At 47.0% G+C, this 26,982-nt stretch carries 19 protein-coding genes and 1 pseudogene; 1 reads left to right on the top strand and 19 read right to left on the bottom strand.

Features of this window, described 5'->3' with window-relative positions; genetic code table 11:
* Positions 1–53 precede the first annotated feature (53 nt).
* From M6D81_RS01465 to M6D81_RS01375, 19 genes and pseudogenes are all read right to left on the bottom strand, one after another.
* Positions 54–1,673 carry a response regulator transcription factor gene (locus M6D81_RS01465; protein WP_262675002.1) on the bottom strand — a complete coding sequence of 540 codons (1,620 nt, stop codon included), beginning with the start codon at positions 1,671–1,673 and terminating at the stop codon, positions 54–56.
* Complete coding sequence (locus tag M6D81_RS01460) at positions 1,648–3,462, bottom strand: cache domain-containing sensor histidine kinase (protein WP_262675001.1); 1,815 nt, start codon at positions 3,460–3,462, stop codon at positions 1,648–1,650. Before M6D81_RS01460 ends, M6D81_RS01465 begins: the two co-directional genes overlap by 26 nt.
* Before the next feature lie 31 nt (positions 3,463–3,493).
* Positions 3,494–4,378 (bottom strand): carbohydrate ABC transporter permease, encoded by an 885-nt coding sequence (locus M6D81_RS01455; RefSeq protein ID WP_262675000.1) that lies wholly within the window; start codon positions 4,376–4,378, stop codon positions 3,494–3,496.
* Entirely contained in the window at positions 4,375–5,274 is a 900-nt protein-coding gene (locus M6D81_RS01450; RefSeq protein WP_262674999.1) for a carbohydrate ABC transporter permease, read from the bottom strand. The genes M6D81_RS01455 and M6D81_RS01450 overlap by 4 nt, the downstream gene beginning before the upstream one ends.
* 107 nt (positions 5,275–5,381) lie before the next feature.
* On the bottom strand, positions 5,382–6,707 hold the full coding sequence (locus M6D81_RS01445; RefSeq protein ID WP_262674998.1) for an ABC transporter substrate-binding protein: 1,326 nt from the start codon (positions 6,705–6,707) through the stop codon (positions 5,382–5,384).
* Positions 6,708–6,815: 108 nt separating this feature from the next.
* Positions 6,816–9,344 carry a beta-mannosidase gene (locus tag M6D81_RS01440; RefSeq protein ID WP_262674997.1) on the bottom strand — a complete coding sequence of 843 codons (2,529 nt, stop codon included), beginning with the start codon at positions 9,342–9,344 and terminating at the stop codon, positions 6,816–6,818.
* A gap of 269 nt (positions 9,345–9,613) precedes the next feature.
* Positions 9,614–11,098, bottom strand: coding sequence for a glycosyl hydrolase family 28 protein (locus tag M6D81_RS01435; RefSeq protein WP_262674996.1), 1,485 nt, complete (start codon positions 11,096–11,098; stop codon positions 9,614–9,616).
* The gene (locus tag M6D81_RS01430) at positions 11,091–12,038 is read right to left on the bottom strand and encodes a glycoside hydrolase family 43 protein (RefSeq protein ID WP_262674995.1); all 948 of its coding nucleotides are present in this window, start codon (positions 12,036–12,038) and stop codon (positions 11,091–11,093) included. The genes M6D81_RS01435 and M6D81_RS01430 overlap by 8 nt, the downstream gene beginning before the upstream one ends.
* 14 nt (positions 12,039–12,052) lie before the next feature.
* Complete coding sequence (locus M6D81_RS01425; protein ID WP_262674994.1) at positions 12,053–14,527, bottom strand: glycosyl hydrolase family 28 protein; 2,475 nt, start codon at positions 14,525–14,527, stop codon at positions 12,053–12,055.
* Positions 14,528–14,543: 16 nt separating this feature from the next.
* A complete protein-coding gene (locus tag M6D81_RS01420; RefSeq protein ID WP_262674993.1) occupies positions 14,544–16,004 on the bottom strand; it encodes a glycosyl hydrolase family 28 protein in 1,461 nt (486 codons plus the stop codon).
* A 23-nt stretch (positions 16,005–16,027) separates the two neighbouring features.
* Positions 16,028–18,967 carry a sensor histidine kinase gene (locus M6D81_RS01415; protein ID WP_262674992.1) on the bottom strand — a complete coding sequence of 980 codons (2,940 nt, stop codon included), beginning with the start codon at positions 18,965–18,967 and terminating at the stop codon, positions 16,028–16,030.
* Between the two features lies 1 nt (position 18,968).
* Positions 18,969–20,339, bottom strand: coding sequence for a response regulator transcription factor (locus M6D81_RS01410; protein ID WP_262674991.1), 1,371 nt, complete (start codon positions 20,337–20,339; stop codon positions 18,969–18,971).
* 6 nt (positions 20,340–20,345) lie between these two features.
* Positions 20,346–21,188: a carbohydrate ABC transporter permease gene (locus M6D81_RS01405; protein ID WP_262674990.1), complete on the bottom strand. Its 843-nt coding sequence runs from the start codon at positions 21,186–21,188 to the stop codon at positions 20,346–20,348.
* Position 21,189: 1 nt separating this feature from the next.
* Complete coding sequence (locus tag M6D81_RS01400) at positions 21,190–22,101, bottom strand: carbohydrate ABC transporter permease (RefSeq protein WP_262674989.1); 912 nt, start codon at positions 22,099–22,101, stop codon at positions 21,190–21,192.
* Between the two features lie 19 nt (positions 22,102–22,120).
* Positions 22,121–23,545 carry an ABC transporter substrate-binding protein gene (locus tag M6D81_RS01395; protein ID WP_262674988.1) on the bottom strand — a complete coding sequence of 475 codons (1,425 nt, stop codon included), beginning with the start codon at positions 23,543–23,545 and terminating at the stop codon, positions 22,121–22,123.
* A gap of 300 nt (positions 23,546–23,845) precedes the next feature.
* Entirely contained in the window at positions 23,846–24,274 is a 429-nt protein-coding gene (locus M6D81_RS01390) for an NUDIX hydrolase (RefSeq protein ID WP_262674987.1), read from the bottom strand.
* Between the two features lie 56 nt (positions 24,275–24,330).
* Positions 24,331–25,209 (bottom strand): PhzF family phenazine biosynthesis isomerase, encoded by an 879-nt coding sequence (locus M6D81_RS01385; RefSeq protein ID WP_262674985.1) that lies wholly within the window; start codon positions 25,207–25,209, stop codon positions 24,331–24,333.
* A 75-nt stretch (positions 25,210–25,284) separates the two neighbouring features.
* A pseudogene (locus M6D81_RS01380) lies at positions 25,285–25,546 on the bottom strand (carboxymuconolactone decarboxylase family protein).
* On the bottom strand, positions 25,546–25,959 hold the full coding sequence (locus tag M6D81_RS01375; RefSeq protein ID WP_262674983.1) for a tautomerase family protein: 414 nt from the start codon (positions 25,957–25,959) through the stop codon (positions 25,546–25,548). The pseudogene M6D81_RS01380 and the gene M6D81_RS01375 overlap by 1 nt, the downstream one beginning before the upstream one ends.
* Positions 25,960–26,068: 109 nt before the next feature.
* On the opposite strand from M6D81_RS01375, the gene M6D81_RS01370 reads away from it, so the two are divergent.
* On the top strand, positions 26,069–26,953 hold the full coding sequence (locus M6D81_RS01370) for a LysR family transcriptional regulator (RefSeq protein ID WP_262674982.1): 885 nt from the start codon (positions 26,069–26,071) through the stop codon (positions 26,951–26,953).
* The last annotated feature ends 29 nt before the right edge of the window (positions 26,954–26,982 follow it).

Here is a 26,982-nt window from a genome sequence, read left to right as displayed (position 1 = left end):
ACTATAAATAATTAAATACTGTTTTCCGATTTCAACATCAATCTCTAAGGGTCTTAACTCGACTCATTCATAATCATAAATTCGTTTAATGTTTGTCCGGTAATTTTCTTGAATACTTTGCTGAAATATGCCGGCTCGGGATAACCGACCATTTCTCCAACTTCATAAGCTTTATACTTTCTCTGCAGCAGCAATGCAACTGCTTTTTGTACCCGGAACTGTCTTAAATATTCAATAAATGTAATGCCGGTCTCTCTCTTGAACAATGAGCTTAAATACTGCCTGGATACATGCAGCTCACGGGCTATGTCAGCAAAAGATACAGCCGTTGCATAATGATGTTCCACGTAGTTTTTGGTTTTTCGAATATATTCGTTCTCGTTGTCATTGGAATATTTACTTTGAATCAGCTCACATAAACATTCGATATACCGATAGGTATCACGTACAATCTTCTCCTCGCTGCCTCTTAAGATCTGCTGCATCATGTCCGTCTGCTGCTCGCTCTCTACCAATAAGGGATCGAATTTGAGCAATTTTACACCTATATCGCTAATCAATGCCATGCAGGTCATTCTAACGAACATTAAATCATGACTGGAATTTGACAGATAATCCTCAATAGCGCGCCAATGGGAACCTACCTCCTGCTTATTTCTGCCAAGCAACCCCTGAATCAATGAGCCTGCCCGTTCCTTCAAATAGTCCAGCCGTTCGACCGAATGATCCTGCTGCTCCTCAATTTGCTGAAAGTCCATTATTTGCTGATAGCCTTCCAAATCGCACAGCTGCAGTATTTTGCAAGATTCACGCCGCGATGCGGGGTAATCATGAACCTCATTGTACCAGCTTCCCACGCCAATATTCACTTCAAGCCCCAAATAATGGTGAATGTTTCTCATGATCTCTTGCGCTGCCTGACTGGCTTTCTCCCTAGTAGGTGCACTCTCTTCACCGCATACCAAGATCGGCAGACGGTTCTTGCTATAAGGCAGCACGAACCCCCGGTCAAACTTCGCCATAATCTCTTTCGAAATATTCATCGCGCTGAATTTGAATAGCTGCCAGTCAGATTCCGAAGATGTCTTCTCCCCATCCAGTCGATAAAGCTGCACGCTCATAACGAGTCCGCCTCGAAATAACGCTTCGTCAAATCCGTAAAACTGTTTTACATTATCCGTAATCTCATACGATTGTTTGGAGGAGGTGATGCATTCCAGCAAAAACTGTTCTTGAAGAACGGGCAGGCTGTGGCGCAGCATCTGCTGGAATTGTTCCGAAAGCTCGACGCTTCGCTGCACCGCCTTCATCTCTTCAACAACTTCGACCAGTACCTCCTGAATTTCCGTATATACCATTGGCTTAAGAATATAACGATGAATGTTCAGCTTAACCGCTTCTCTCGCATATTCAAAATCATCATAACCGCTCAATATAATAATAGGAATCTGCTCATCCAGCGATTTTATTTTTGCGGCAAGCTCCAGCCCATTCATCCTGGGCATCATGACATCCGTCAGAACAACGTCAGGCTTCGACTCATTGACCTTCTGCCACGCTTCCTCACCGTTGCAAGCAGTGCGAACCTGACTGATGCCAATCGCTGGCCAGTCAATCATCTCCACAATTCCATCGAGAACGTATTCCTCATCTTCGACCAGCAATATATTCACTCGTACCCCCGCCTTTTCGCAATAGCTGTTCTAATTGTTCTGTGCTTTGCAAGCAACGCATAGTGATGACAACTTTTACACCGCCTAACGAAGACTTGGCAAGCTGAACGCCATACTTTTCACCGAAATACAATTGAATTCTTTGTCTAACATTGTCAATGCCGTAACCGCCTCCTCCGTCCGGTGAAGGAAGGTGGCTCCTATGCGTCACATCTTGCCAGTTGGCGGGAAGCCCCCTGCCGTTATCCTCGATTATGAGGCTTAACATACCGTCATCATTGCAATCACCGGATATCGCAATGATCCGTTCTTGCTTGTCGAAATCTTGAAAGGCATGAATGATCGCATTTTCAATAAACGGCTGAACGATAAATTTAGGCACGTACATCCCTTTAATAGCCGGGTTTACCCTTTCGACAACACGTAGCCGGTCTTTGAAGCGCTTCTGATGAATTTCCGAGTATATCCTTCCATGCTCCAGCTCTTCCTTAAGCAAAATAAACGGCTGTCCTTTGCTCAAGCTGATCCGAAACAAGCGGGCCAGCTTTGCTGTCATGACGCTGGCGTCATGAGCTCCCTGCTTAGCCGCCATCCAATTGATCATATCGAGCGTATTGTACAAGAAATGAGGGTTGATTTGACTTTGCAGCACCTTCAGCTCCGCTTCACGCTTTGCTTTATGCTCGTCATCCAATGATTCAATTACATTTTTCAACCGCTCCGAAGAGTGATTAAAGCTAATAAACAATCGTTTCAACTCTGAGATCTGATGTGCTTCCGGAAGCCTGTAGTCCATATTGCCCTGCTCCAAATACTTAAAGGCAATCAGCAGTTTCGAGATCGGTCCCGTTATTTTACGGGATAAGTAAACAGCAATGACTATGGAAACAAGAAGTCCGATCAGACCTATTAGCAAGACGATATTGCGTATTTGCACGACTTGAGCCAATATTTTATCGTATGACATCACTTCGATCACTCGCCATCTGATATCATTCGGCGAAGAGAATGTGATTAAGTAAGCAGATTCTCCCACATATATTTTCCGGTACCCCTTCGCTTCAATTGTACCCAATTGCCTAATCCAGTCCGCCTGCCGGTAAGCTTCATAAGAAAACAGTTCGGTATTTCCCGATGCCACTATGTTTCCCCCGCTATCCATAACCAGCAAATCACGCGGATTAGGCGTATTATCGTAGAATACATCAGAAAGAAAAGACGGTTTCAAGTTAATTTCCAAATAGCCTAGAAACGTTCCGGAACGAGCGTAAATTTTGGATACGTACGTAATGACCTCATCATCATAAAATTGGCGGTGCGGGTTGTTCCTTTTGCCGCTCCACAGGGCGTCGGAATTCTTCAGCTGTTCAGCTAGCTCGAAGCTCGATAAAGGAAGCACCCGGTCACCGTTCTGAGAAGGTACATCTTCGTAATGAATGCCATAGACAAATATACTGCTAACATAAGCTCTGGAATACAAATAACTGTTGATCATTTTGTTAAGATCGCGCCGTTTCTCAATTAACGGATACAGTTGCGACGCTTCTTCGCTAAGCGCGTCGGTCAAGAGCTTGTTCGATGCGATCGAAACGGCTAACGCTTCGGTATCTCCCAGCCGGGAGGTCAATTGCTTGTTCGTCTCCGTCAGCAATTCCAGCTTCGACTCTGTTGTCGCCTGGATGACGATCCGAGATACACTCGTATAAGTAACGATGGCCATAACAGTGAAAATGCCAACAAAAAATACGGCAAATACAAACAGCAGCAACGGTCTAATTCTCCAGTTCATAGCTCCCCCTTTCCTATTAGAGTAATCTGCCTTATCCTTTTAGTCCAGTGGTCGAGATTCCCTGTACAAAATACTTTTGGCAAGCGAGAAAGAGGCCAAATGTAGGCAGCAGGGACAGCACCGACATCGCCAGCATTTGTCCCCATTGATTCTCGCTCGAGCTGTCGATGAACAAACGCAGTCCTAATGGAACGGTATATTTGGCAATGCTGTTAATGTAAAGTAGCTGGCTGAAGAAATCATCCCACGTCCATATAAAGCTGAAAATTACCGTTGTTACGATAGCCGGCACGCAAAGCGGCATAAGAATGCGGTAGTAGATAGCGAATGTGTTGCAGCCGTCGATGATGGCCGCTTCATCCATGTCACGCGGAATGCCGCGAAAGAACTGAATGAACAGAAAAATAAAAAACGGGGTGCCGCCTAAAAAATGCGGAATCGTAATCGGCAAATACGTGTCAATCCAATTCAATTGGTGGAAGATCACATACTGTGGAATTAGCACAACCTGATAAGGGAGCATCATCGTCATCATCATCACGACAAACCAGAACGACTGCAGCGCAAATCGCAGTCTTGAGAAAGCAAAGCCGACGAGAGATGCCGAGAGAACATTGCCGATAACGACAAGTCCGCTAACGATCGTAGAATTGATGAAAAACTGGCCGAATTGCACATTCGGAATGGCAAGCCATCCAGAGCTGTAATTCTGCAAACTCCATTCCTTCGGCAGCAAAGAAGCGGCAAAAATTTCATGCACCGGCTTAAAGGAACTGAAAACCATCCAGATTAGCGGATAGATCATCATCATACATGCTGTAATCATCAGCATATGGACGAACAACTTCCGCAAGCTGGCGCTGATGCCTCCTTCAAATCCAATTCGATGTTCCATTCTGTTCCCCAACCTCATCATTTCGCAGCCCCTCCTTCCGATTCATAATAAATCCAGTGCTTCGAGGTCATAAAGATAATGGCTGTGAAAACGCCTACAATAACCAGCAAAATCCATGACAATGCGCTGGCATACCCCATCTGAAAAAACTTGAATCCTTTCTCGTACAAATAGATCGTATATAGAAGCGTTGAATCCAGCGGTCCGCCCTTCGTAATGATATAGCCTTGAGTAAACACCATAAAGCCGTTTATAGTTTGCAATACCAGATTGAAGAAAATAACCGGCGAAAGCATCGGCAGCGTAATCTTAAGGAACTGCTGACGTTTCGTAGCCCCGTCTATAGAGGAGGCTTCATACAAATGCTCCGGTATTTGCTTCAATCCCGCCAGAAATATAATCATTGGCGAGCCAAACTGCCATACCGCCAAAATAACGATTGTATAAATCGCAAATGTCGGAGAAGCGATCCAAATCTGGCCCTCGATATGAAACCAGCCGAGCACTGTATTCACAAAGCCGTCCTGACTGAATATCCTCTTCCATACAACCGCAATCGCCACGCTTCCGCCTAGCAATGAAGGCAAGTAAAACACACTTCTGTACAACCCAATGGATCGGATGCTCCGATTCAACAGAATAGCCACGAATAATGCGAAGGCCAGTTTAAGGGGAACGGATGTGAATACAAAGATAAACGTAGCCTTTAACGCTTTCAAGAATCGCATGTCCTGACCGAATATTTCTTTAAAATTCGCGATGCCGATCCACTGCGCGGGAGAGACAATATCATACTTGGTGAAAGACAAGTACAGCGAGCTGATCATCGGTCCGACCACAAATGCGAATAATCCCAGCAGCCAAGGCAACAGAAACATATATGCGACCGCATTTCTTCTAAAAGTTGATGATTCCATTACCATTCCTCCCGGTGTTTTAAAAATAGAAACGGCTCACGCCGCCTAAGGACGATCGCCGTTTCTATATCTGTTCATTTATGCTTGCATAATGAGCAATGTCTGCTTTAATCGCTTTGCTTGCTTAAAATATCATTTGCTTCCTTCACGAACTTCTTGGCCGCGGCATCCGGCGCCATTTCTCCGAACTGTACGCTCTGCGCCGTATTCTCGAACAATTCCTTTACCTCTGCCGATCCCTTCGGCGAAATGTTGCTGTTCAATGGACGGGCTACGGCTGACAGCTCATCAATAATATTGAACTGCTTCCGATCCGCGTCGTTCAAGGAGGCGCTCAGCCGTTCTCTGATATTCGAAGAAATCGGAACGCCTCTGGTCGCTCCCAATATATCGGCAGCTTCAGGATCATGGGTCAGAAAATCAAGCAGCTTCTTTACTTCTTCCGGGTGCTTGCTGTCCGCATTGATGGACCATAGAATGCCGGCGGACAAAGCATGGCCCTCCTGGCCTCCATCCATCGTCGGATACAGCATCATTTCGAACGGCTGGTTCGCCAGCTTCTCGTATGTCCCGATCTGATTGCTGCCATCCACCTTGACAGGGCCTTTGCCTGTTACGAGCAGCGTCTTCTCATATTCTGCAAGTGAATAAGAATTGGCCAGCTGCGCATCCGGTATAACGCCTTCCGTTCTCAAGTCGGTCCAATACTGGAACCAAGCAGCGAGCGTTTCTTCTGTAAAGCCAAGCTGGTTGCCGTCATATAAATTCTCGCCCTTCTGACGAACGAAATACTCGAAAAACCCGCCAAACTCTGTGCTGAAGTCTTCGCTGCCATAAAAGCCGTCTCCCAGCTTCTCAGCCACCTGCTTCGTATTCGCCGTAAATTCATCCCAGGTCAGACGGCCGTCAATCGTTATACCCGCCTTCTCATAGAGCGCCGGATTGTACATCATAACATAGCTGTTCAATCCAGCCGGAATGGCATACAAGCCCCCTTCATGCTTACCAATTGCAAGTGAGGATTCTGCCACATCAGAATAGTCCATGGCAGCGCTAAGATCGGCCACTAATCCCCGGGTCACGTAATTGCTTAGATAGCTCAAATGCATTTGCATCAAGTCGGGGGCGTTGCCACCGCTTGTCTGCACATTTAGCTTATCCCAATAACCGTCCCATCCGGAGAACTCCGCCGTAACTTTAATATCCGGATTTTTCTCCATAAATAAATCCAGTGCTTTCATCGTTAAATCATGCCGGCTTTGCGAACCCCACCAGGAGATTCTGATCTCTTTTTTCGAAACAGGTGACTCTTTGTCCGATGAGGATGAATCAGGGGCATTATTCGACGGCTTCTCCTGTCCTCCACCGGAACAGCCCGCAAGTGCGGATAACACCATCACTATAACTAATGCAGCAACGATTGATTTCTTCATTGTTCGACCCTCCATAGTCATTGTGTATTAAGATGCTTCTTCATCGTACTGTACTATTCGCGCAGGCTGAATGAACACTGGTCCTATCCTTGTTGTCCATTTGTCGCATCATTCGCAACGAACGGGTGAATAAGAAGTCGATCGGCTGTTCAGCGCTTTCACCTTCAACTTGGAATAAGGAATCCGGCCACCGTCCAGGTGACGGATCGGAATAGTCCGTGAGGTGTTCGGCATCATATCGAAGAAGTTATCTTCGGGAACGGCGTGCCGGCAAGGAATCTGTATGTTGACAAAACGCGCCAGCTTGTCGGTTGTTATCGTGATGGCTCCTCTTGCTTCATCAATCGCTACCTCTAGCTTGGCTTCAGGCAGCCGCAGATCCTTCTGATCGCACAAATAATACATATTGGACTCCGCTAGCCCTGACTTGGAAGACAGCTGCAGCACAATTTCATCCGGCGCGGCATCCCCGATCCATGCCCTCTCGATAAGCGCAATGCGCTCGCTCGAATTTGCCTTGACGGCTGCTGTCCACAGCTGACTAGCCAATAACCGTCCATGAAAATCGTATAATCTTAGTTCAAGCTCATCCCGGAAGAGCTCCAGCGTATCATTGACCACGAATAATTCCAAGTCTCGGTTTGGCTCACAATTCATTGTGAGCAGCAGCGGATGAAAAAACTTTCGGGCGTAATAATAAGAGGCTTTCGGCAGCAAGCTGTAATCAATCATGGACCAGCTTGTGCCCGGCCAGCAGTCATTCAGCTGCCATATAAGCGCACCGCTTGTACGAGGCTTGCGACGGCGATAATGCTCGACCGCTGTCTTCAATCCCTCAGCTTGAGTCAGCATGGAGAAATCAACATACTCATCAATATCATTCGGGATGCCTGTGTAGCCTTCCATAAGCAAAATCCCTTTGGGCTGGTGGGCATCCTTGTTGCGGTAAGCCATTTCGTTGCTCAGCCAATAAAATTTGTCGGCAGGCATGCTGCTTTCCAGTGTATGGCGGTTTGCCGCCGCATGCATGCCGAATTCGCTGGAAAATAACGTCATATCTTTCTTGTAGTTTTTGAAGGAAACGCCATTGATGCTATAATCGATGACCGGAATCTCACCGAACCGTCTCGGCTCGAGATAGCCGTGCCATACTTGCCAATTGTGGCGATCGCCTTCTTCCGCCGAATTATGGTCGTTGCCCCCGAACGGGGAGCTTGGCCAATAAAATCTGGAGCTGTCGAGCGAATGCATTAATTTCGGCATAAGTTGATGATAGATTTTCTCTCCATAGAACGGGGTCTTGATCTCGCCCGTCGAATATCGCTTCTCATAGATCCAATCGTTCTCATTATTGCCGCACCAGATTGCAATTGATGGATGATTGCGCAGACGCTTGACAGTCTGTGTCACTTCCTCGCGAACACTAGCCATGAAATCGCGGTTATAGTCCGGGTACAACGCACAAGCGAACATAAAGTCTTGCCATACTAGCAATCCTTGCTGATCGCAATACGCATAGAAAATATCGCGTTCGTATATGCCGCCGCCCCATACCCGAATCATATTCATATTCGCAGATTTGGACAAATCGATTAAATGAGTATATGTCGAATCCGAAGCAGAGGCAAAAAAGCTGTCCACCGGAATCCAATTGACACCTTTGGCAAATAGCTTCACGCCGTTCAATATAAAAGCGAATTCGGGCTGTTCATTCTCATCCCGGCAGCTTACCTCCACTGTCCGAATGCCGAATGATGTATGATACTCGTCCAATACTTCTCCGTGCCGCAATAGCTTAACATGAAGCTCGTACAAATTCGGCTCTCCCAAATCATGCGTCCACCATAATGCGGGTCGATCCACCTGCAGCTGCAGGCTGCCGGCTGGCTCCTCAATCCTTCCTCTCACATAGTAACATTGATCGCCGCGTTGCAGCAGCGCCTCTGCTTCCATCGGCTCCGTTACATAAGGGGAGTCCACCTCTATATCAATCTGGACGGTGGCTTGCCCGGCTTTCAATTGATTCGTCCTGGCGAACACGTTCGCGATTTTAGCGTGATTTCTCTTCGTCAGCCGCACATCTTTCCAGATCCCGACAGTTACCAGCCGCGGCCCCCAATCCCATCCGAAATTCATCTGCGCCTTGCGCATCCAGGTCCGTTCGCTGTTGAATCCGGCCCAATGGCTGCAATCCTTGCCTTGCACATGCTGCTGTACCGGATCAAATTTGACGGCAAGCGTGTTCTTGCCCCGGCGAAGCTCGCGGGTTACATCATACGTATAGGACAGGAACATATTGTCTGCCTTTCCCAGCTCCATACCGTTCAAATAAACGGTGGCATACGTATCCAACCCCTCAAAGACAAGCTCGACCCACTCATCCCGCTCCACTTCTTCATCGAATTGAAAATCAGTCTTATACCACCATACTTTCTGCTCGACCCACCGGCATTTCATATCATTATGGCCGAAGAAGGGATGCTCGATAATTTGGTTGTCAATAAGTGCAGAATGAACATCGCCCGGTACTTGTGCCGGTATCCAGAAATGATGGCTGAAGCCGGGACCGGCCACCTCCAAATCTCGCATTTGCCCAACATCGAATGATTGTATTTTCCAATTTTCATGCAATCTCATAGGGGCTTCCTCTCTTCTTGTTCATATTTCTTATTTCAGCTGCTATTTTAACCCCTAACGCGCTGCAAGATGAATGTGCTGCGTACTGTTCTTCCTTGTCGTTTTGTCAACTATTGAAGATTCGAGTTGAAGATTCGAGTAGCTATCAACTACGCGATCGATATATAATTCCGGATTTTTCAATCGGCAGCAAAACAAGAACGAAAAACGGAAGAGACTGTCCGCACGCGGACAGTCTCTTCCGTTCTTTCTATCTCCTCAAGCTGCGCTCATCGAACTTCGCTGCCTGATGAGACGTAAATATTGTTCACAAAATTATTCATACAGAAATTCGCTTGCGCGATATGCTCGACCGGCTGGCCGTCCACGAATAGTCCTTCGACAACTACCTGCTCTACGAGATGCCGATTGTCAAAACCATGGAACAAGGATGGCACACCTTCCGGAATTTGAATGTTGCGGAAAACGATATTGCGAATACGTCCTGCCGCCTGATCTACCGACCAGCGGTCCTTAAAAATAAGACAAACCATTGCATATCGCTGTTCGTCCTCGATCCGCATATTTTCAAAACGGATATTATCAATCGTACCTGAATCGCCAACAATGATGCAAAGCGAGCCCAACTCCTCGGTCCAGATAGCCCGGCTGTGCACGACATCGCAATTTTCGAACACAACGCCGGAAATGTCCGTTCGCGTCTCTCCCGTAATGCCGAAGCAGCGGACTTTATCGTTCCATACGGTGCAGTTGTACACTCGAATATCTCTGCCTCCCAGTGCAGGCGGTGCGGCCATTGCCTTGACTACAACCGCATCATCCCCGGTACGAATAAGACAATTATCAACGCGCACGCGCTCACTGTTGACAATATCGATTCCATCACTATTCTCGCGGTAACCAATCAACATCAGGTCTCGGATGATACAATCTTTGGATTGTGACAAATGGATGGTCCAATGTGAAGTGCCGACACAAGTAATGCCTTCGATGCGTACGCGCTCACAGTTCTGAACCAAAGCCGCCTTGCGGGCATGCCAGTCCAGCATAGACAGATCAACGATGCCGCGTCCGCGAATGGCAATATCCGCTGCATGTTGGGCTACAAAAGTATCCCGGTACAGCTTCTTGCCCGCCCAGTCGCTCTCCACATCCGGCACTTCCCCTTCCGGCACCATTACCCTCAGCACCGCACCGCCGGCTATGTACACCGTCTGGCCGGAATACAACTCCAGCGTGCTGACTACATGCAGGCCCGGCCCGTAATAGATGACATTGGCATTGCCTGCCGCCGGAACATTCTCCTCGGAAGCATGCACCATAATAAAGAGCGGCCGCTCCATCTCGTCATTCGTCTCCACGATGTATTTGCCGGGTCCGCGAATTGGAATCCGCACTTCATCCTCTAATACTTCTGCCACAACTCCAAGAACAACCGGACGAATCTGAGCACGATGTACTGGCCGTTTGCTTTTCGCCTTGAGCACAACCGCTTCCGTACCCGCAACATACTCGAAAGAAGCAAACGACAGCGGCCCGCCGCTCGTCACCGGGACTGCATAGACCGGAATCTCATGGCCGCCCGCCGATAGTTGCCAGTCCCGCGACAGCACAAGACCATCCGGGTCGGCACCGTAGGCGTCGTTACCCTGCACAGCCAACCGGGCCTCAGCAGCAGCGAAGCCAATTTCCTCCGGCGCCGGAAAAATACGCAGCTGCACGTTATCAATGGTATATAAAAACGGATCACTCATCGTTGCTTTCCCCCAATATGGATGTTTCGTGTTTTATTTTCGGTTCATCATTAACCCATTGGACATTCAAGAATACTGCCCGTTCCAGCGGGCTTGTATTCGGCTGGTGCAGGCTGAGCCGCCACTGTCCCTCAAACGTTCGGAACAGCATGCCATGCCCTCCATCCTTGCGAAAGAACGGCTCGCTTTCCTGTATCCACGGTCCCCGAATATCGTTGGAGGCTGATTTGGCCAGCCCAATCGCATACCCCTCCTTACCGTGGCTCGACCATAGCATCCATAGCTCATTTTGCGGTGAACGGAACAAATAAGGTCCGTCCGTAACATAACCGGAGCTGCCTTTGTATTTCGTCTCACATACCCATGGTGCTTCAGTTGCCGAAAACAGCTTGATTGGCTCACCAGCCGTTGCCTTCAAGTCCGGCTGCAACGGCTGGGCATATATTTCGCCATCGGTTGTTTGCAGCCATTCCCGACAATAGACGATCCAAGGCGTACCTTTCGCATCCTCATAAAGCGTTCCATCCAGACATTCCCAGCCGAATGGTGTGAGCGGCTCATTCGTCAACGGCTGGAATGGCCCAAGCGGACTATCCGCCACAAGAAGCTGCGTAACCCGGCAGCGTAATTCCGCCTTAAAGCTGGCGAACATATAATAGCGCTCCTTGTAGAAGTGAACCTCCGGTGCCCAGAAGTTTTCATCAGCCCAGAAATCCGCTGCAGGGCGAAAAACCGGGAACGGCCCTTCCCAATGCCGCAGGTCCCGGCTGCGGTAAGCGTCGAAGCCCGTCGCCTTGCCACCCCAAGGCTCTTTGTCCGTTGTCCCATACATGTAATAGCAGCGTTGTTCTGCTACCGGCAAAATGAATGGATCTCGGATTTGAATATCCGCTGTTTTTAGTAATTCATCGTTTGATTCAATGTTTTCTAGTTTGAACATATGCATCCAGCCTCCTAATACCTGATCACCGGGTTCCACGCCGTAGAGTCATAGCCTGAATTAGCCCGTTGGTCTACGCGGAAGGAGAGCGTATCATCTTGCGTAAGCTGCAAGGTAAAATCATGTGCTACGCCTGTTCCGTCTTGCGCCGCGATCGTTTGCCACTGTCCGTCCGCCGGCCAAACCATCGTGCCGTTTTTCCAGATGCTCACATTGACGCCGTCGCCCCCGGTCGTATCCGCCTTCCTGACCTGGCCTTTCACCCGCACAGTGCCAGCTTTCGGCGCTTGCCATTCCAGCATCGCCTGACTGTTGTCCGGATGAAGATACATGTTGCCCGAGCCGTTCCAGATCGCATCGAACGCCCCCGGTCCGCGCCAGTGATTGGAACCGTCAGGGTTCCAGTTCATATTGGTTGTGCCGATACCGCTGCGCCAAACCCGGTAGTACCACCCGTGATTTCCTTGCAGATGTCCCATATCCCAGGCCGCATTGAACACATTGTTGAATTCGTAATTGATTTCCGGATTCCACGACGTGCTGTCATAGGAACTGTTCCCGTTCTGATCGACGCGGAAGGATATTTTGTCGCCTGCCGCCACCGTAGTTGACACTTGGTGACTCACCCCTGCCGTATCATTATAGGCGATCGTCTGCCACTGTCCGTCCGCCGGCCAGATCATCGTGCCATTTTTCCAAATGCTCACCTTCACACCGTCGCCGCCTGTTGCAACCAGCTTGCTCGCCACTCCAGTTAAACGTACCGTCCCCGGCCGCGCCGCCTGCCACTCCAGAGCTACCTGATTGTTATTGTCCGGATGCAGATAAAAGTTGCCGTTGTCGCTCCAAATCGCGTCAAACGTGCTCATGCCGCGCCAATGGTTGCTGCTGTCCGGGTTCCAGCTCATATCGGCGGCCGTTCCGCCACCAGGCAGTACTCGGTATCGCCAGCCCTGATTCCCTTGAACGGTTGCATAGTCTTCAGCCGCCTGGAGGCGGCTCTTTGCCGCAAGGCCTCCCGGCGCCTTCACTTCAATGCGATTGACATAGCTATTCATATTAAAGTGCGGATCGTTAAAGTCCTGAACGACTGTGCCATTGATGTTGATGTTGTCGAACATGACATTGGAGATCTGATGCTGGTTGTCCCATCCGGCCAGTTTGATTTCATTTGTTCCATCGGAGTAAGACGTAATATTTTTATAAGTGATGTTCTTCATTTCACCCGGCCAGGACCAATTGCCATGCAAGGCTCCAAAATAAAACGAGGTGTCCATTTGAACATTAATAAGCCGTTTCGCCTTTTCCACCCGAATGTCTTCAAATGTAATGTCGCTGAAATGAGTGGCTTCAAGCGCAAAGATATTAATCGCAGAACGATCCGGCAAAACATCAGGATGATTGCGGTCATCGAAATTGTATAAAATATCTATGTTCTGAAAATGGATGTTTTTCACATAAGAGGCTACCGTTTCGGCGCCAATGCCAATTGCGTTATTGGCATCCGACCACAGCTGCGTATCGAAAAAAGCAATGTTGTAGATCGGCAGCGCTAGGGCCGGCTCCGTCTCATCCGACAATCCTTTGATCGCTATGGAATCATCGGCCGAGCGAATAAAGCTCCCGTTAAACGTAATATCGTGGCTGCTGTTAATATCGAAGCCGTCACTGCTGGCGAATTTCGGGCTCACACCCTTGTAGTTCGTCACATTGACAAATTCGCTCCCATGGACGGCAGACGTCCAGTTCGCCGTATTGTTGTTGACGATAACATCCTTGATTGTGGCCTGGTTAACGAAATTAAGCGCCAACGTAATATTCCCGTGAGCATCGTTCGGCGTCGTATCGTTGAGCAAAATCCCCCGCCCGCGAATCGTCACATTTGAAGCATTATAAGCCCGGACTCGGCCGCGGACAATTGCGCCTGGCGCGATATACAGCGTTTTATTGGAGTCCAACATAATCGGCGAAGCGCCGCTGCCTGTCAGATCATGATAGCCTGGACCATAGTAAATCACATTCGGATCATTCTCGCTAGGGATGTTCGTATCCGGCCCGTCGGCGAACAGATGAAGCACCTTGCCCTGATAATTGTCATCCAGAATTAGCGTGACATGAGACGGCTCATTCAGCGTGAACGTAATGGTGTTGCCGCTTCTTGTCACATTCAGCCCCAACGAGCGGGGAACGAGCCGATAGGACGAATAATTGAAATTCGGTGTAATGGATACGCTTACGCTGCCTGTCATTTCAAAACTGCCATAGCTGACATTATTGCCCCAGCTGTTGCTGCCGGCATTATATGCCGCTACCTGACTGCCTTGCGCGGTGACGGTAAAATCCGCCGACTTGTATGCAGCAGGCAAATTAGCAGGGGTCGGGTAAACCGTGACACTTCCTGTTGCATGAGCCGTTCCTTCTGAACCGAAAACAAGCAATGGCATAACAAGCGCTGCGGTCAGCAGCGTCAACATCAGCTTTTTCATCATGATGGCTCGCTCTCCTCTATTGGACGTTTATGTTGGCAGTATACTTGTTTATGGTGAAATGCGGATCATCTATATTTATTAATTTTTTTCCGTTAATGTTGATATTTTTGAATATGACGTCTGAAATGAGATGCTTTTCATCCCATCCGGCTACTTTAATTTCATTCGTGCCATCGGAATATGACGTAATATTCGAGTACGTAATGTTGCTCATCGAGCCGTCCTCTACCCAGCTGCCAAGCAGCGCGCCGAAGTAGAAGGTCGTGTCCATTTGAATATTGATGAGCCGCTTCGCCTTTTCCACCCGAATATCTTCAAAGGTAATATCACTGAAGTGAGTAGCATTCAAAGAAAAAATATTAATGGCGGAACGGTCAGGCAGCACATCCGGATTGTTGCGGTCATCAAAATTGTACAGGACATCGATATTGCGGAACGTGATGTTTTTAAAATAGGCGGCAACTGTTTCCGCGCCAATCCCGATAGCATTGTTGGCATCCGACCAGAGCTGGGCATTTTGATATGTAATGTTATAGATCGGCAATGCCTTGGCAGCCTCTTTTTCCTCCGACAGCCCTTTGATCGCTACAGCATCGTCGGCGGAATGGATGAAGGTGCCGTCAAAAATAATGTCATGGCTGCTGTTAATATCAAAACCGTCGCTGCTGGCAAATCGCGGACTGACCCCTTTATAGTTCAGTACCTCGACAAAGCTGCTGCCATGCAGGGCCGATGTCCAGTTCGCAGTGTCGTTATTGACAATAATATCCTGCACTTTGGAATTGGTCACATAGCTGAGCGCCAGCGTTACATTGCCATGCTCGTCATTGGTCGTATAATCGTTATACAAAATGCCCCGCCCCCGGATCGTTATATCCGATACGTTGCTCGCCCTCACGCGTCCCCGTACGACCGCACCGCCTGCAATGTAGAGCGTCTGCCCGGATTCCAGCATGACCGGCTTGCCGCCGTAACCGCCGAGATCGTGATAACCCGGGCCAAAATAGACGACTTTAGAATCTGAAGGGTCTGGTATATCGCTCTCTTCCTTCTGGGCGAACAGATGCAGCACTGTTCCCTGGAAGTCGTCGTCGAGAACAAGCGTTACATTCGCTGCTTCCTCCAACGTGAATGTAATCGCTTTCTCTTCTTGCTTGCTCTTGAGTTCCAGTGAGCGCGGCAGCAGCGTATAGGTATTGAAGCTGTCGCGTGGCAAAATCGTTACCTCCACCGGACCGCCGGTCATATCGAATGAGCCGAATATGACCGGATTGTTCCAGCTGTTCAAACCGCCATTGTACAAATCGATCGGTTTGCCGCCGGCCGTGACGGCAAATTCCTCTGCCCGCAAATGGACCGGCAAATCTTTGGGCGCAGCATAGGCTGTTACAATGCCTGCCTTAACCGGCGTGCCGCTGCAGCCGAGCGCCAGATGCAGCAGCAAGGCAACGGCAAGTAGCCGAATAACCGATTTCATGATGATGGCCTCCTCATACGAATTTACTCATCAAGTGAAGCATCCATATCCAGCGGGATATGGAGTGTTACTGTCGTTCCGCCAAATTCCTGGCTTTCGATGTGCATCGCAAATTCTTCGCCATAATAAATCCGCAGCCGGTGGTAAACATTGCGCAGTCCTACTCCTGTCGAACGCTTGCGTTGTACCTGATCACTTATTTCGTGTTCATGGCCTCCATCGCTTTTATTTCCAGCTTCTCCTTCATCTTGTCCTTCCCTTCCCTCATAATTCTCTGTCAACGAACAGCGCAGCTGTTCCAGCACCTCTTCATCCATACCCAAGCCATTGTCGCTAATTTCAATTTGCAATCCGCCCTCTGCGGGATGAATCGCAATGCGAATGATTCCCTGTTCATACAATTCCTCAATGCCGTGCTGCAGTGCGTTTTCGACAATCGGTTGCAATATGAATTTAAGGATCGGCAGCGAAGCAGGCACGGTAATCTTCCATTGCACAATAAATGCATCCTTGAAGCGCAACTCCTGAATCGTCAAATAATTGCGCACATGCTCGATTTCTTCGGCAAGCGGAACGACCTCGCTTCCGGTATTAATCGTGAAGCGGAATATTTTCGCCAGCGAGTTGACCATGGCGCTAACCTCAACTGCGCCGTATTGTCTGGCCCGCATATTGATTGCTTCCAGCGTATTGTACAGAAAATGAGGATTGATCTGCTGCTGCAGCATGCCAAGCTCGGCTTTCATTTTGGAAGTGACAAGATCTTTCTCTCGGATCTGCTTTTTAATATTTTCTTCCATCAAGTCATTAATCTTCGTAATCATATTATTGAAACTCAGTACGAGCAATCCGACTTCATCACGCCTGTTCAATTCCTCGATCACCGTCCCGTCGAGCGCCTCCCCTGCTTCCAGTGCCTGTGTCAGTCGCTCGATCGGCTTCACCAGCAGCAAGGAGAGATACCAGACAATCGCCAGTATGGCCGCAAAAATCAATACGATCAGCAGCAAATAGCGATAGAGCATTTCATTGATTTTCAAATGAATATCGTCGATTGTAAAAAATAGCGTAGCCGTCCATTGCGAGTCTGGAATAGCGCGTTGCATCATGACTTGATTGCTTGAACCTACTTTTCTGATTTGCGACTGCTCCCGCTCCAAAGTGCCGGCAGACCACTCCTGCACAGCCATTTCTGCAAAACCCTGCTCCGGTGCGCTGGAATAAAACGCTTTATCACTTGCTTCATCCAACAGCACAATCGTTTCACGACGATCCGATGTTACCGACTGGAATGTATCTTCTTTAAGCACCATTTGCAAATAGGCATCTGCCATTGTACCGTCCGGCGTTGGCAAAGAGAGCTTCTTGATCAGCATAATGGCCGGATGGTCATAAACATCCTTTTTGCCGGCCACCCAGACGATTTCCTCCGGCTCGAGCTTCTCCAGCGATGTCATCTCGGACGTTGACAGGCGGAACAGCCCGATATTGTTAATAAATGTCGATGAGTAGCGCGCCAATCCCTGGCTGTTATAGAGGATAAAATAAGAAACGTCGACAAGCCCCGGGTAGCTGGAAATTGGAAATTTCTCATCAATGCCGGGAGCCGGGTTGTATGGCATGAACAGACTGGTCAACCGGGTATCGGTTGCGACGCTGTTCGTCAAGCTTTCATAGCTGTCCATCCGGTTGCACGTTTCCTTCACAATCTGATTGGCGGACTGGACGGTCGAATCAACCAGTTTATTGAACATCGAGTGATAAGTTAACGCCACATGCAGCACTACGGCAGCGATAAACGGAATCATGACCGAAGTAAACAGCAGCAGCAAAATCTTGTTTCGGATCGAAAATCTGGATAAAGACAACCGGGAAAAGCGGTCTTCCGGAATATGCTCGAAATCGATATTGCTCTCTTTCTTCCAGGAAATCCGCGCCAGAACGTTGAATGGATACATAATCCGGTTCGAGAGCTTGATGGAAACGAGCAAGCTGATCAGAAGAGTCGTTCCTAATGACAGAACACTGATTCGCAGCATCAAAGAATCCCAAATCACATTGCTTGCTTTACGTTCAAAAAACAGCAAAGTAATGCCATAGGGAACAATTGTATTGGTTCTCACTTCATACGCAGCGTCCCATTCCTGAACCCACTGTGTCTTTCCCTGCTTGCTATTTTCTATAGCCGAGCCGATGACCTGCTCATCGTTTAAATTGGACCATAAAATATGATCATTATTGTCCAGCAGTGTAATGTAGCCGTCCCAGCTGTCTTCTCCGGGCAAAGCCATGGACAGCATCTGGTCATCCAGCACAATGACGGTCAGCACATTCAGGGAATTTACGCCATTGTTAATAATCATATGACCTTCAATGCTCTCAAAAAAGGCTTGCAGCCGTTCTTTTTTCCCCTCCTGCAGATGTTTCATTTGCCCCAGTGGAGCCGTAAACATCCCATGCGGAATATAGGTCGGCATATCGTAAAAGCGTGTAAATAAATCGATAAGTCCCGTATCGCGCAACTCATCAATCCACGGAATCTGCTCCTCGGGAATGAGCGATGATTGGCTGAATTGTTTGCCTAGATTTTTCTGGTTTTCGTTCTGGCCTATAAAATAAGCCCTTTCTACCAAAGAAGGCTGCAAATGCAGCTTATTCAGCCGATCATTTAATTCCGTACGCAGACGCTCGGCTTCCTCGGGAGGGCGGAGATTATAATACTCCCGGGAATAGTTGATGAAATCCATCGAATTAAGCTGGGTTGCCAAGGAACTGATATCCTTGAGCTTGGTCATCAGCTGGCTCTCGACATGTTTGGTTACATTTTGTCGGGCGGCTTGCCGAATATCAATGCCAATACCGCTTGTATTCCAGTAGCTGATAGCTATGAGAAAGCCCTCCGACAATACAGACAACAGAAAAGCGATGAATATCAAGCGATTGCGCAAGCTGCGAAATTTCATGTTATCCGTCCTTGGAAGCTGTATTGTAGTGGGCATTCCGATATTCCAGCGGCGATTGTCCGGTATACTTCTTGAAAATAAGCGTGAAATAACGCGGGTTTTCATAGCCGACCATTTCTCCGACTTCGTACACTTTCCAGTTCGTATCGGCGAGTAGGCTCTTCGCCTTGTCCATACGATACTCTGTTAAATATTCGATATATTTCATCCCGGTTAATTCTTTAAATAGATGGCTGAGATAGCTGGCATTCAAATGGACATGCTGCGCCACCTCATCGAGCGTAATCGTACGGTCGTAATGGCCAGCGATGAAAGCTTTCACCTCGTGCACCAGCCGCCTGCCGTTTGCATGGCTTACATCCGGATCATCGCCGGATTGCACTTCAGAGCCGGCAGCATCAGTTGCTGTGGAAGCAACTGATGCGGATGATTCAGCGGCGGCAAAGCCGGCTTCGGCCATGAGGCAGGAATGGTGAATCTCAGTCGCCCTGCCGACAACAGGGCCGATCCGGTATTGCAGATGAGACTGGAATAAGCCGCGAAACCGTTTAAAAGCCCGCAAAATCCGTTCCAGCTCTGTCTTTATCGCCTCTTCTGCTTCTGCCTGAACCGCCGGCAGCAGTGCTGCTTCAGTCACAATCAGTGCACATTGCGCCGTTACCGGGTCGACATAATGATAGCCGAAACCGGGATCATCCCAATAATCGTGCAGTAAATTATCGAGTGCGAACACAACCAGCTGCCACTCGGCATCCGACGCAGGCTTGGACCGCGTTGGATAGGACTGGAATCGAAGCACACACACGGAATAAGGAGCTTCAACTTCCAGCAGCACCTCGGCGGCAGCGCTGTCCAGCTCTATCATTTCTTCACTTAAGGAACGCTGCAGCAATTCCGCCAAAAATTTCGTACGCAGCATATGTGCGGTCAGCTTTGCCTTGCGCTCCAGGCTGGCCTGCTTAAGTTGCAGCTCGCGCTCTTCGTTAAGCATCGTCGTCGTTTTGTGCAGCAGCCGAAAATATTCTTCGAAATCAAGGGGCTTGAGCAAATAGTCCAGCACTCCGAATGCAATGCCCTTTTTCGCATATTCAAAATCGCCGTAGCCCGACAACACAATTTTTTTGGTAAAGGGATATAGGACGGACACTTTACTGATCAGTTCGAGCCCATCCATTAACGGCATTTTAATATCGGTCAGCAAAATATCGACGGGCGTCTGCGCCATCGCCTTCAGCGCTTCGATGCCGTTCTCGCAGATGGCAACAACTTCAATCTGAAATGAACCATAATCTGCTTTTCTCAAGCCTTCCCGAATTTCATACTCATCATCAACGATCAGCATGGTGAAACGTTTCTCTAGTCCTGTTATCACCGTTCATCATCCTTTAACAGCAGAGGATACGACTCCTTCAACGAGGTAACGCTGTCCGATAAAAAACACGACAATAATCGGCAGGACGAAAATGACAAGCCCTGCATTGAGCACTTGCGTCATTTCGATTCTCTGGTCGCCAGGGAATGAATAGCCTACCGAGAACAATGCCGTTGCCAGCGGATATTTGTCATCATGAAGGAACATGAAAGGCGTTAAATAATCGCCTCCCCATGAACCATTAAAAGCTAAAATCGACACCGTTGCAACAACAGGCAAAGAAATCGGCAGAAAGATATTCCAAAAAATCCGGAACGTTGAACAGCCGTCAATTCGTGCTGCTTCCTCCAATTCTTTCGGGAAGGAGGCGAAAAATTGTCGATACAGGAAGATGCTGAAGGCACTGCCGCCAAGTGCCCAGAAAAACCATGGCCAGTACGTATTGATGAAGCCGATTTTGAAAAAGATGACATACGTCGGAATTTGCGTAACAATGCCGGGCAGCATCATCGTGGAGAGCATCAGCATGAACAAGACGCCTTTGCCGGGGCCGCTCAGCCGCGCAAATCCGAATCCAACCAGTGCGCTGGTCAGTGTCGGCACAATGACTGCAATACCCGAAATGATAATTGAGCTTTTGGTAAAACCCCAATAATCGATTAATGTCACGGCATAACGATAGTTTTCAAAGTGCAGACCTCCTGGCCAGAAGCTTGACGATGATCCAACCAGCTGCAAAGAATTCGTAATGAGCCAATACAACGGCAGGACAAACAAGATCGACAAGAGGACAAGCAAGCCATAAATAGACGTTCTCCCAAACCAGTTTCCGGTGCTTTGGCCTACCATGCTATTTCCCCTCCTGATCCACTTCGTAAAAGACCCAAAGTTTGCTTGTCGTAAAAATCACAATCGTCAACAGCAGGATCATCAGGAACAGCACCCACAGCAAGGCCAGACCATATCCGAAGCGGCTGAAAGCGAAAATTTGTTGAAAGGCGTGAACTGAATACACATAATTTGGCCGGATCGGCGTCGACAGCAAACTGTTCGAGTTGGCGGCAAGCAGCACCGGTTGAACGAAAATTTGCAGTGAGCCGATTATATTCATAATGAACTGGAAAAATAAAACCGGCGTTACGAGTGGCAGCGTAATTTTTACAAACCGATGAATCGTTGTCGCACCATCAATGGCCGCCGCTTCATACAAATCTTTGGACACCGCCTTTAGTCCTGCCAAATAGATCAAAATCCCGCCGCCGACACCCCATAGCAGCATAATGAACAAGGGCAGCATCGCATAGTCATAACCCAGCCAGTCTACCGGCTGCAGCCCCAGTTGAATCAAATAGTCGTTAATGACCCCATCCTTCGTAAATAGTGAACGCCACATCGTACCGACTGCGACTACCGGAATGATGGATGGAATAAAGAACAAAGTCCGATAAATCCCAATATTGCGCACCTTTTGATTCAGCAGAATCGCCAGCAGCAAGCCGATTGCCGTACTGAGGGGAACGTTAATGATCGTAATGAGCAGCGTCCGTCCCAGCGCATACATCGCATCATTGTCGGTAAATACTTTCATGTAATTGTCGAACCCGACAAACTTCAAATTGTCCATATTAAAACCCGCATAATTCGTAAAGCTTAAATAAAGCCCGTAGAACAGCGGAATCAGACCAAGCAGCAGAAACACGATAAACCATGGAGAGATAAATGCATAAAATTCCAGGGCAGCTTTGACCGATCTTTTGCTCATGGATGTCCTCTCTTTCTCATTACTTTGCGCCGATCAGCTGTTTTCCTTCCGTGATGAGCGTATTCAGTTCATCCGTCATTTTCTTCCCTGCATTTTCAACCGTTTCTTTATCAAAGTAAACCGGTGTGAAGTATTTGTCGAAGATAGCATTCACAGCCTGATAATTGAGATAAGGATTATAGCTCAAGTAGCCTTCGCTGTATTTCAGCTCATTTTGCACAAAATCATAGCCCATTTTATTAAATGGCGTATCCTTAGGCAGCAATTCCGTCAATGTTTTTACCGCTGGCAGACCATAGCCCGCTTTGGCGCGGTCTTCTGCCGGCTTGCCGCCGAAGAACCATTCAAATACTTGCCAAGCCTCATCCGGATGCTTCGTTTTGCTCGAAATAATCGCGCCTGTTCCTGCCGCGGACGGCGAGATCCGGTTGCCATTTTCCATTACCGGTGCAGGCGCAACCCCAAAGTCGTCCAGACGGTCTTTCGTTAGCTGATTATCTTTGAGGAAACCGGAGAACCAGTAGCCGGCCAAAATGATCGCTGCTTTATTATCTACAAACAATTGACCGCCCCAGTCTGTTTCCTGATGCAACGGGCTTGGACCAACAGAAGATTTAACCGCGTCTGCCCAGAATTTCATTAGTTCCTGCAGTTCCGGCGCACTCAGGTCTGCACTGCTCATATCGCTGCTGAACATGCTCTTGCCGATTTGCGCAAGCTGCAGGTTCAACAAATCCTGCTGTGCCGCGATGTTGCCATTGTAGTAACTCAAGCCGTATTGCGTCACTTTTTCGCCGTTTTTCTTGGTCAGCTTTTTGCCAAGCTCAATCAGTTCTTTCCATGTCATTGGCTCTGTGCTGCTTGGCAGCGGAAGGCCGGCTTCTTCAAACATTTTTTTGTTGTAATAGATCGTGAAGTCCGGCGACCAGTCCTTTGGAAAACCATAGATTGGACCTTTCCCATGCTCGCCTGACGTTTTATCAAAACGGAACTGATTGACGATCGGCAAGAAGTCATCTTGCTTGAACACTGTGCTTGCTTCAAAATATTCCGTCAAATCCAGCGCCATATCTTTCAATACAAAGCCCGGTACTTCAGTTACGCCGGCTGCACGGATCAAATCCGGTGCATTGCCAGCCGCCATCATCGCCATCAATTTATTGTAGTCGGCTTCCACTCGCTCGATTTTAATATTGGGATGCTCTTCTTCGAATTCGGCAATCATTTCTGCCGACATTTCCGTGTCATACAGAGTAGAGCGAATCACGACACGCTCTCCGTTCGATTTGTCTTTTCCTTTATCTTCCCCATTACCGGTATTAGCTGTAGCATTTCCCCCGGAACCTTGATTGCCGGTTCCTCCATTATTCCCGCCACAGGCGCTCAGCAGCATACTGCTGATCAACAGACCAGACAGGACAGTTGACCAATTCTTCTTGTTCATTTCAAATCCCCCTAAGATGTAAGATGATAACTAGCATGATGTCGATATCGTTTACAACTTTCGTGATCACAACATTTATTATAGGTTTCAATGTCAGCGGCAACAACGCGCATTCTTTTTTGATTTAGTCTATTATTTTTGGAATGTCGGATTTTCGAGTATACTGGCCACTGTCAGGCAATTCATTGCGCTTATTTTAATCGTTTCGTTTTTTACTATTTGTGATCGGATATAAAAAATCGCCGCTTATCTTCCGACAGCGGAAGTTAGCGGCGACAATTCATTATCAACGTTAATGTCTTACTCGTACCACTGCCTCGGTCCAATGAGATGGAATAGCTGATTGTCATCAGGGTTCATTGCTTCCTGAATTCGCTTAATCGTAAAATCACTAATCGGGCGAGGCAGATCCTCTATTCTATAATACTTGCATTCCGTTACTTCCTTAGAGTCAGGGTGAGGTTGTTGGCTGTCATTTAAAGCACAGATGAAAGCAAAGTGATGCATGTCATGTTCTGGCTCAAAATATACGCCAGATAGTCTCTCCACTGTAACCTCAAGACCTGTTTCTTCAAATACTTCCCTCTTCGCAGTGTCTTCCGCAGATTCGTTCTTCTCTGATAGCCCGCCAGGAAGCTCCCAGTTGTACTTCCCATAATTGTGTTTTACTAGAAGGACTTCACCTTCGGCATTCAATATAACTGCAGCTGCTCCAACCTTTTTTGACATTGGATATCCTCCCAAACCTTTATGTAATACACCTTCACAATAACGTTAAGTCACGGCTATATATCGACCTCAAATTCATTTACATAAACTGCGTTTCCGGTAATCTCTATCGCATTGCCGTTCTCGGATACTGTTACTCTAACCCTGCCATCCCGACCAATTTCTTGACCTTGTTCGATTAGAAGATTCAACGAGGCGGTATGTTTATCTATATATCTAGCGCAATAAGCACCCATTACCCCCGATGCAGTTCCTGTGACTGGGTCCTCAATGGTACCTGAGAATGGAGATGAGAAATGACGAGCATGCATATGCGCCTTTGGATCGTGGGTTTGCAAACAAAATGGATGGACAGAAGCTCGAGGCTTTTCTTTCAGCACATTTGGAAATAGCTTGTTATCGGGTAACATGCGATTGAATACTACAAGGCTCTTGATTGGAATTAATAATGTCCATGTACCCGTACTACCATACACTGTTGGCAATTTGGTATCGATATCCATCTCATCAATACCCAGCGAGTGAGCAAGTTCTTTAATAGATCCATTGAACTCTTCAAACTGAGGATCAGCTTGTCTCATCGTCATGTTGAGTCCATTATTTGAATTGAATTTAATCGGTAACACACCTGCTTTTGTTTCAATGGTCAGATCATCTTTATCATCGAGTAATCCTTTTGTTTTTAAAGCATATAGTGTAGCCATGGTGGCGTGGCCGCAGAGATTGATTTCATGTCCTGGCGTGAAAAATCGGATTTTCTGATCAGCCTTGTCTGATGGCAGTGGGAAAGCCGTTTCATTAAATCCGACTTTCTCCGCCACTTCCCTCATTTGTTCATCTGTAAGATTATCTCCATTAAAAACGACCCCAGCTGGATTTCCCATATTCGGAATATGGCTGAATGCATCATAATGATATACCTTTACTTTTTTCAACTGCCCACCTCGTTCATTTCAAGAAGTTGTGATTATCTTAGACATTCATTGTAGCATCAAATGCCAATAATTAGTTCATTTGTTACTCATTATTACGTTCAGAGCTGCAGCAGCTTTAGGCCATCCAATTCTTTTTTGCTAATTGGAGATGGAATGGAAGCTGTTCCGTATTGCCAATAGCAATCAGGGCCGAAAGTGTACATATGCTTCTTTCTTTCAAAGTCAAAGCAGGATCTCGCCATACTTTTTCAAACAATATATTCTCACTATAATCGACAAAATCAGGAGCTATATCTTTCATATTCGTTGGTATTTTGGATTCAATACGTTCATTCACTACTCTCTTCCCTCCGTCATTTTTATCATCTGTGCTATTCCTTGACCAAATGACCAGTTCTCGACAGATGACTCATTTAACGTAATAAATATGTCCGCTTTGGAAATGTTTAAATGTTGATGAATAGCTTCCCCGATTGAGTGGTACAACTTCCTTTTCTGATTTATTGTTCTACCTGATGCACATGTAATGGAAATATGCATTATTTTGTCTGATCTTTTATTATCGCCTTCTAAGAGATAATCGGGATCATAAAAGAAATGATTAGATGGATAAGGTAAACACATATGAAAATAATCATCTTCAGGAATATTAAAATGCTCTATTAATGAATAATGAATACAATTACTTCCCCTTTTTAACTCCTCTTTATTCAATAGACCTTCTCGATAATAAATTTGGACAAACGGCATACCGTCACTTCCTTTCTTTTAGTCCCATTTTACTCACTTGATAATGATTTGTATAATTGAAATAAAGGCATTATGTTATCAATAAATCCGATGAAGATGAGGTGCTAATATGGATATAAAAGAGTTGAATACATTTAAAACAATTGTTGAAGAAGGTACTTTTTCACTTGCGGCAATAAAATTAAACTATGCTCAGTCAACCGTAACGACGCAAATAAAAAAACTAGAAAAAGAACTGGGATTCCTTCTATTTAAACGAGGATGGGATGCCAAGTTAACGGATGAAGGAGCTTTATTCGTAGCGGAAGTAGATAACTTGCTAATGCATTGGGATTATTCAATAGCGCAAGCGCAGCGTATAAGCAATGAGGAGAAAGGAGCATTAAAGATAGGACTTACAGAATCTGTTGCAAAGAAAATAATCCCATCCATTTTAAATTATTTAAACGACGAGAAGCCTTATATACATTGTGATTTTGTAGTGGGAAATACCGAGCTTTTATCACCATTGGCAGATCAACATAAGATTGATTTTGCCGTATGTGGAAATAAGAACAACAGCTCCAATCTGATTTTCACTCCACTTGGTCATGAAGAAATCGAATTTATTGTGAATAGTCCTTCTCATCCAATATTAGATAAAGGGTCGGTTGAAATAACCGATATCATTCATTACCCGATATTAATTGGGGAGAATAGTTGTTATTATACGCAATCTGTGAATGCTTTTTTACTAGAAAACAATTTAGCCTTTAAAAGAGTTTACAATTGTAGTGCATTGCATCTCATACCCCAAATGATTTTTGGAAATGCAATTGGAATTATCCCGAAAGGAACCCAATTCGTACAAAGTAATATCTCATTTAAAGTGAAAGGATTTGACCCGAAAATGCCGATAGGCTTATTAGTTTCTGCCCATAGAAACAATTACTTGACCCAGACGAAACGTCAAATTATGAAACTAATTGAATCGTCGTCCATCTTTAACCGTTAACATTCGGGAATAACAGTAACCGGATGATT

It is taken from the genome of Paenibacillus sp. J5C2022 (genome assembly GCF_025567625.1).
In the GTDB taxonomy this organism is placed as follows: Bacteria; Bacillota; Bacilli; order Paenibacillales; family Paenibacillaceae; genus Pristimantibacillus.
This window is presented reverse-complemented; position numbering and strand designations above follow the sequence as displayed.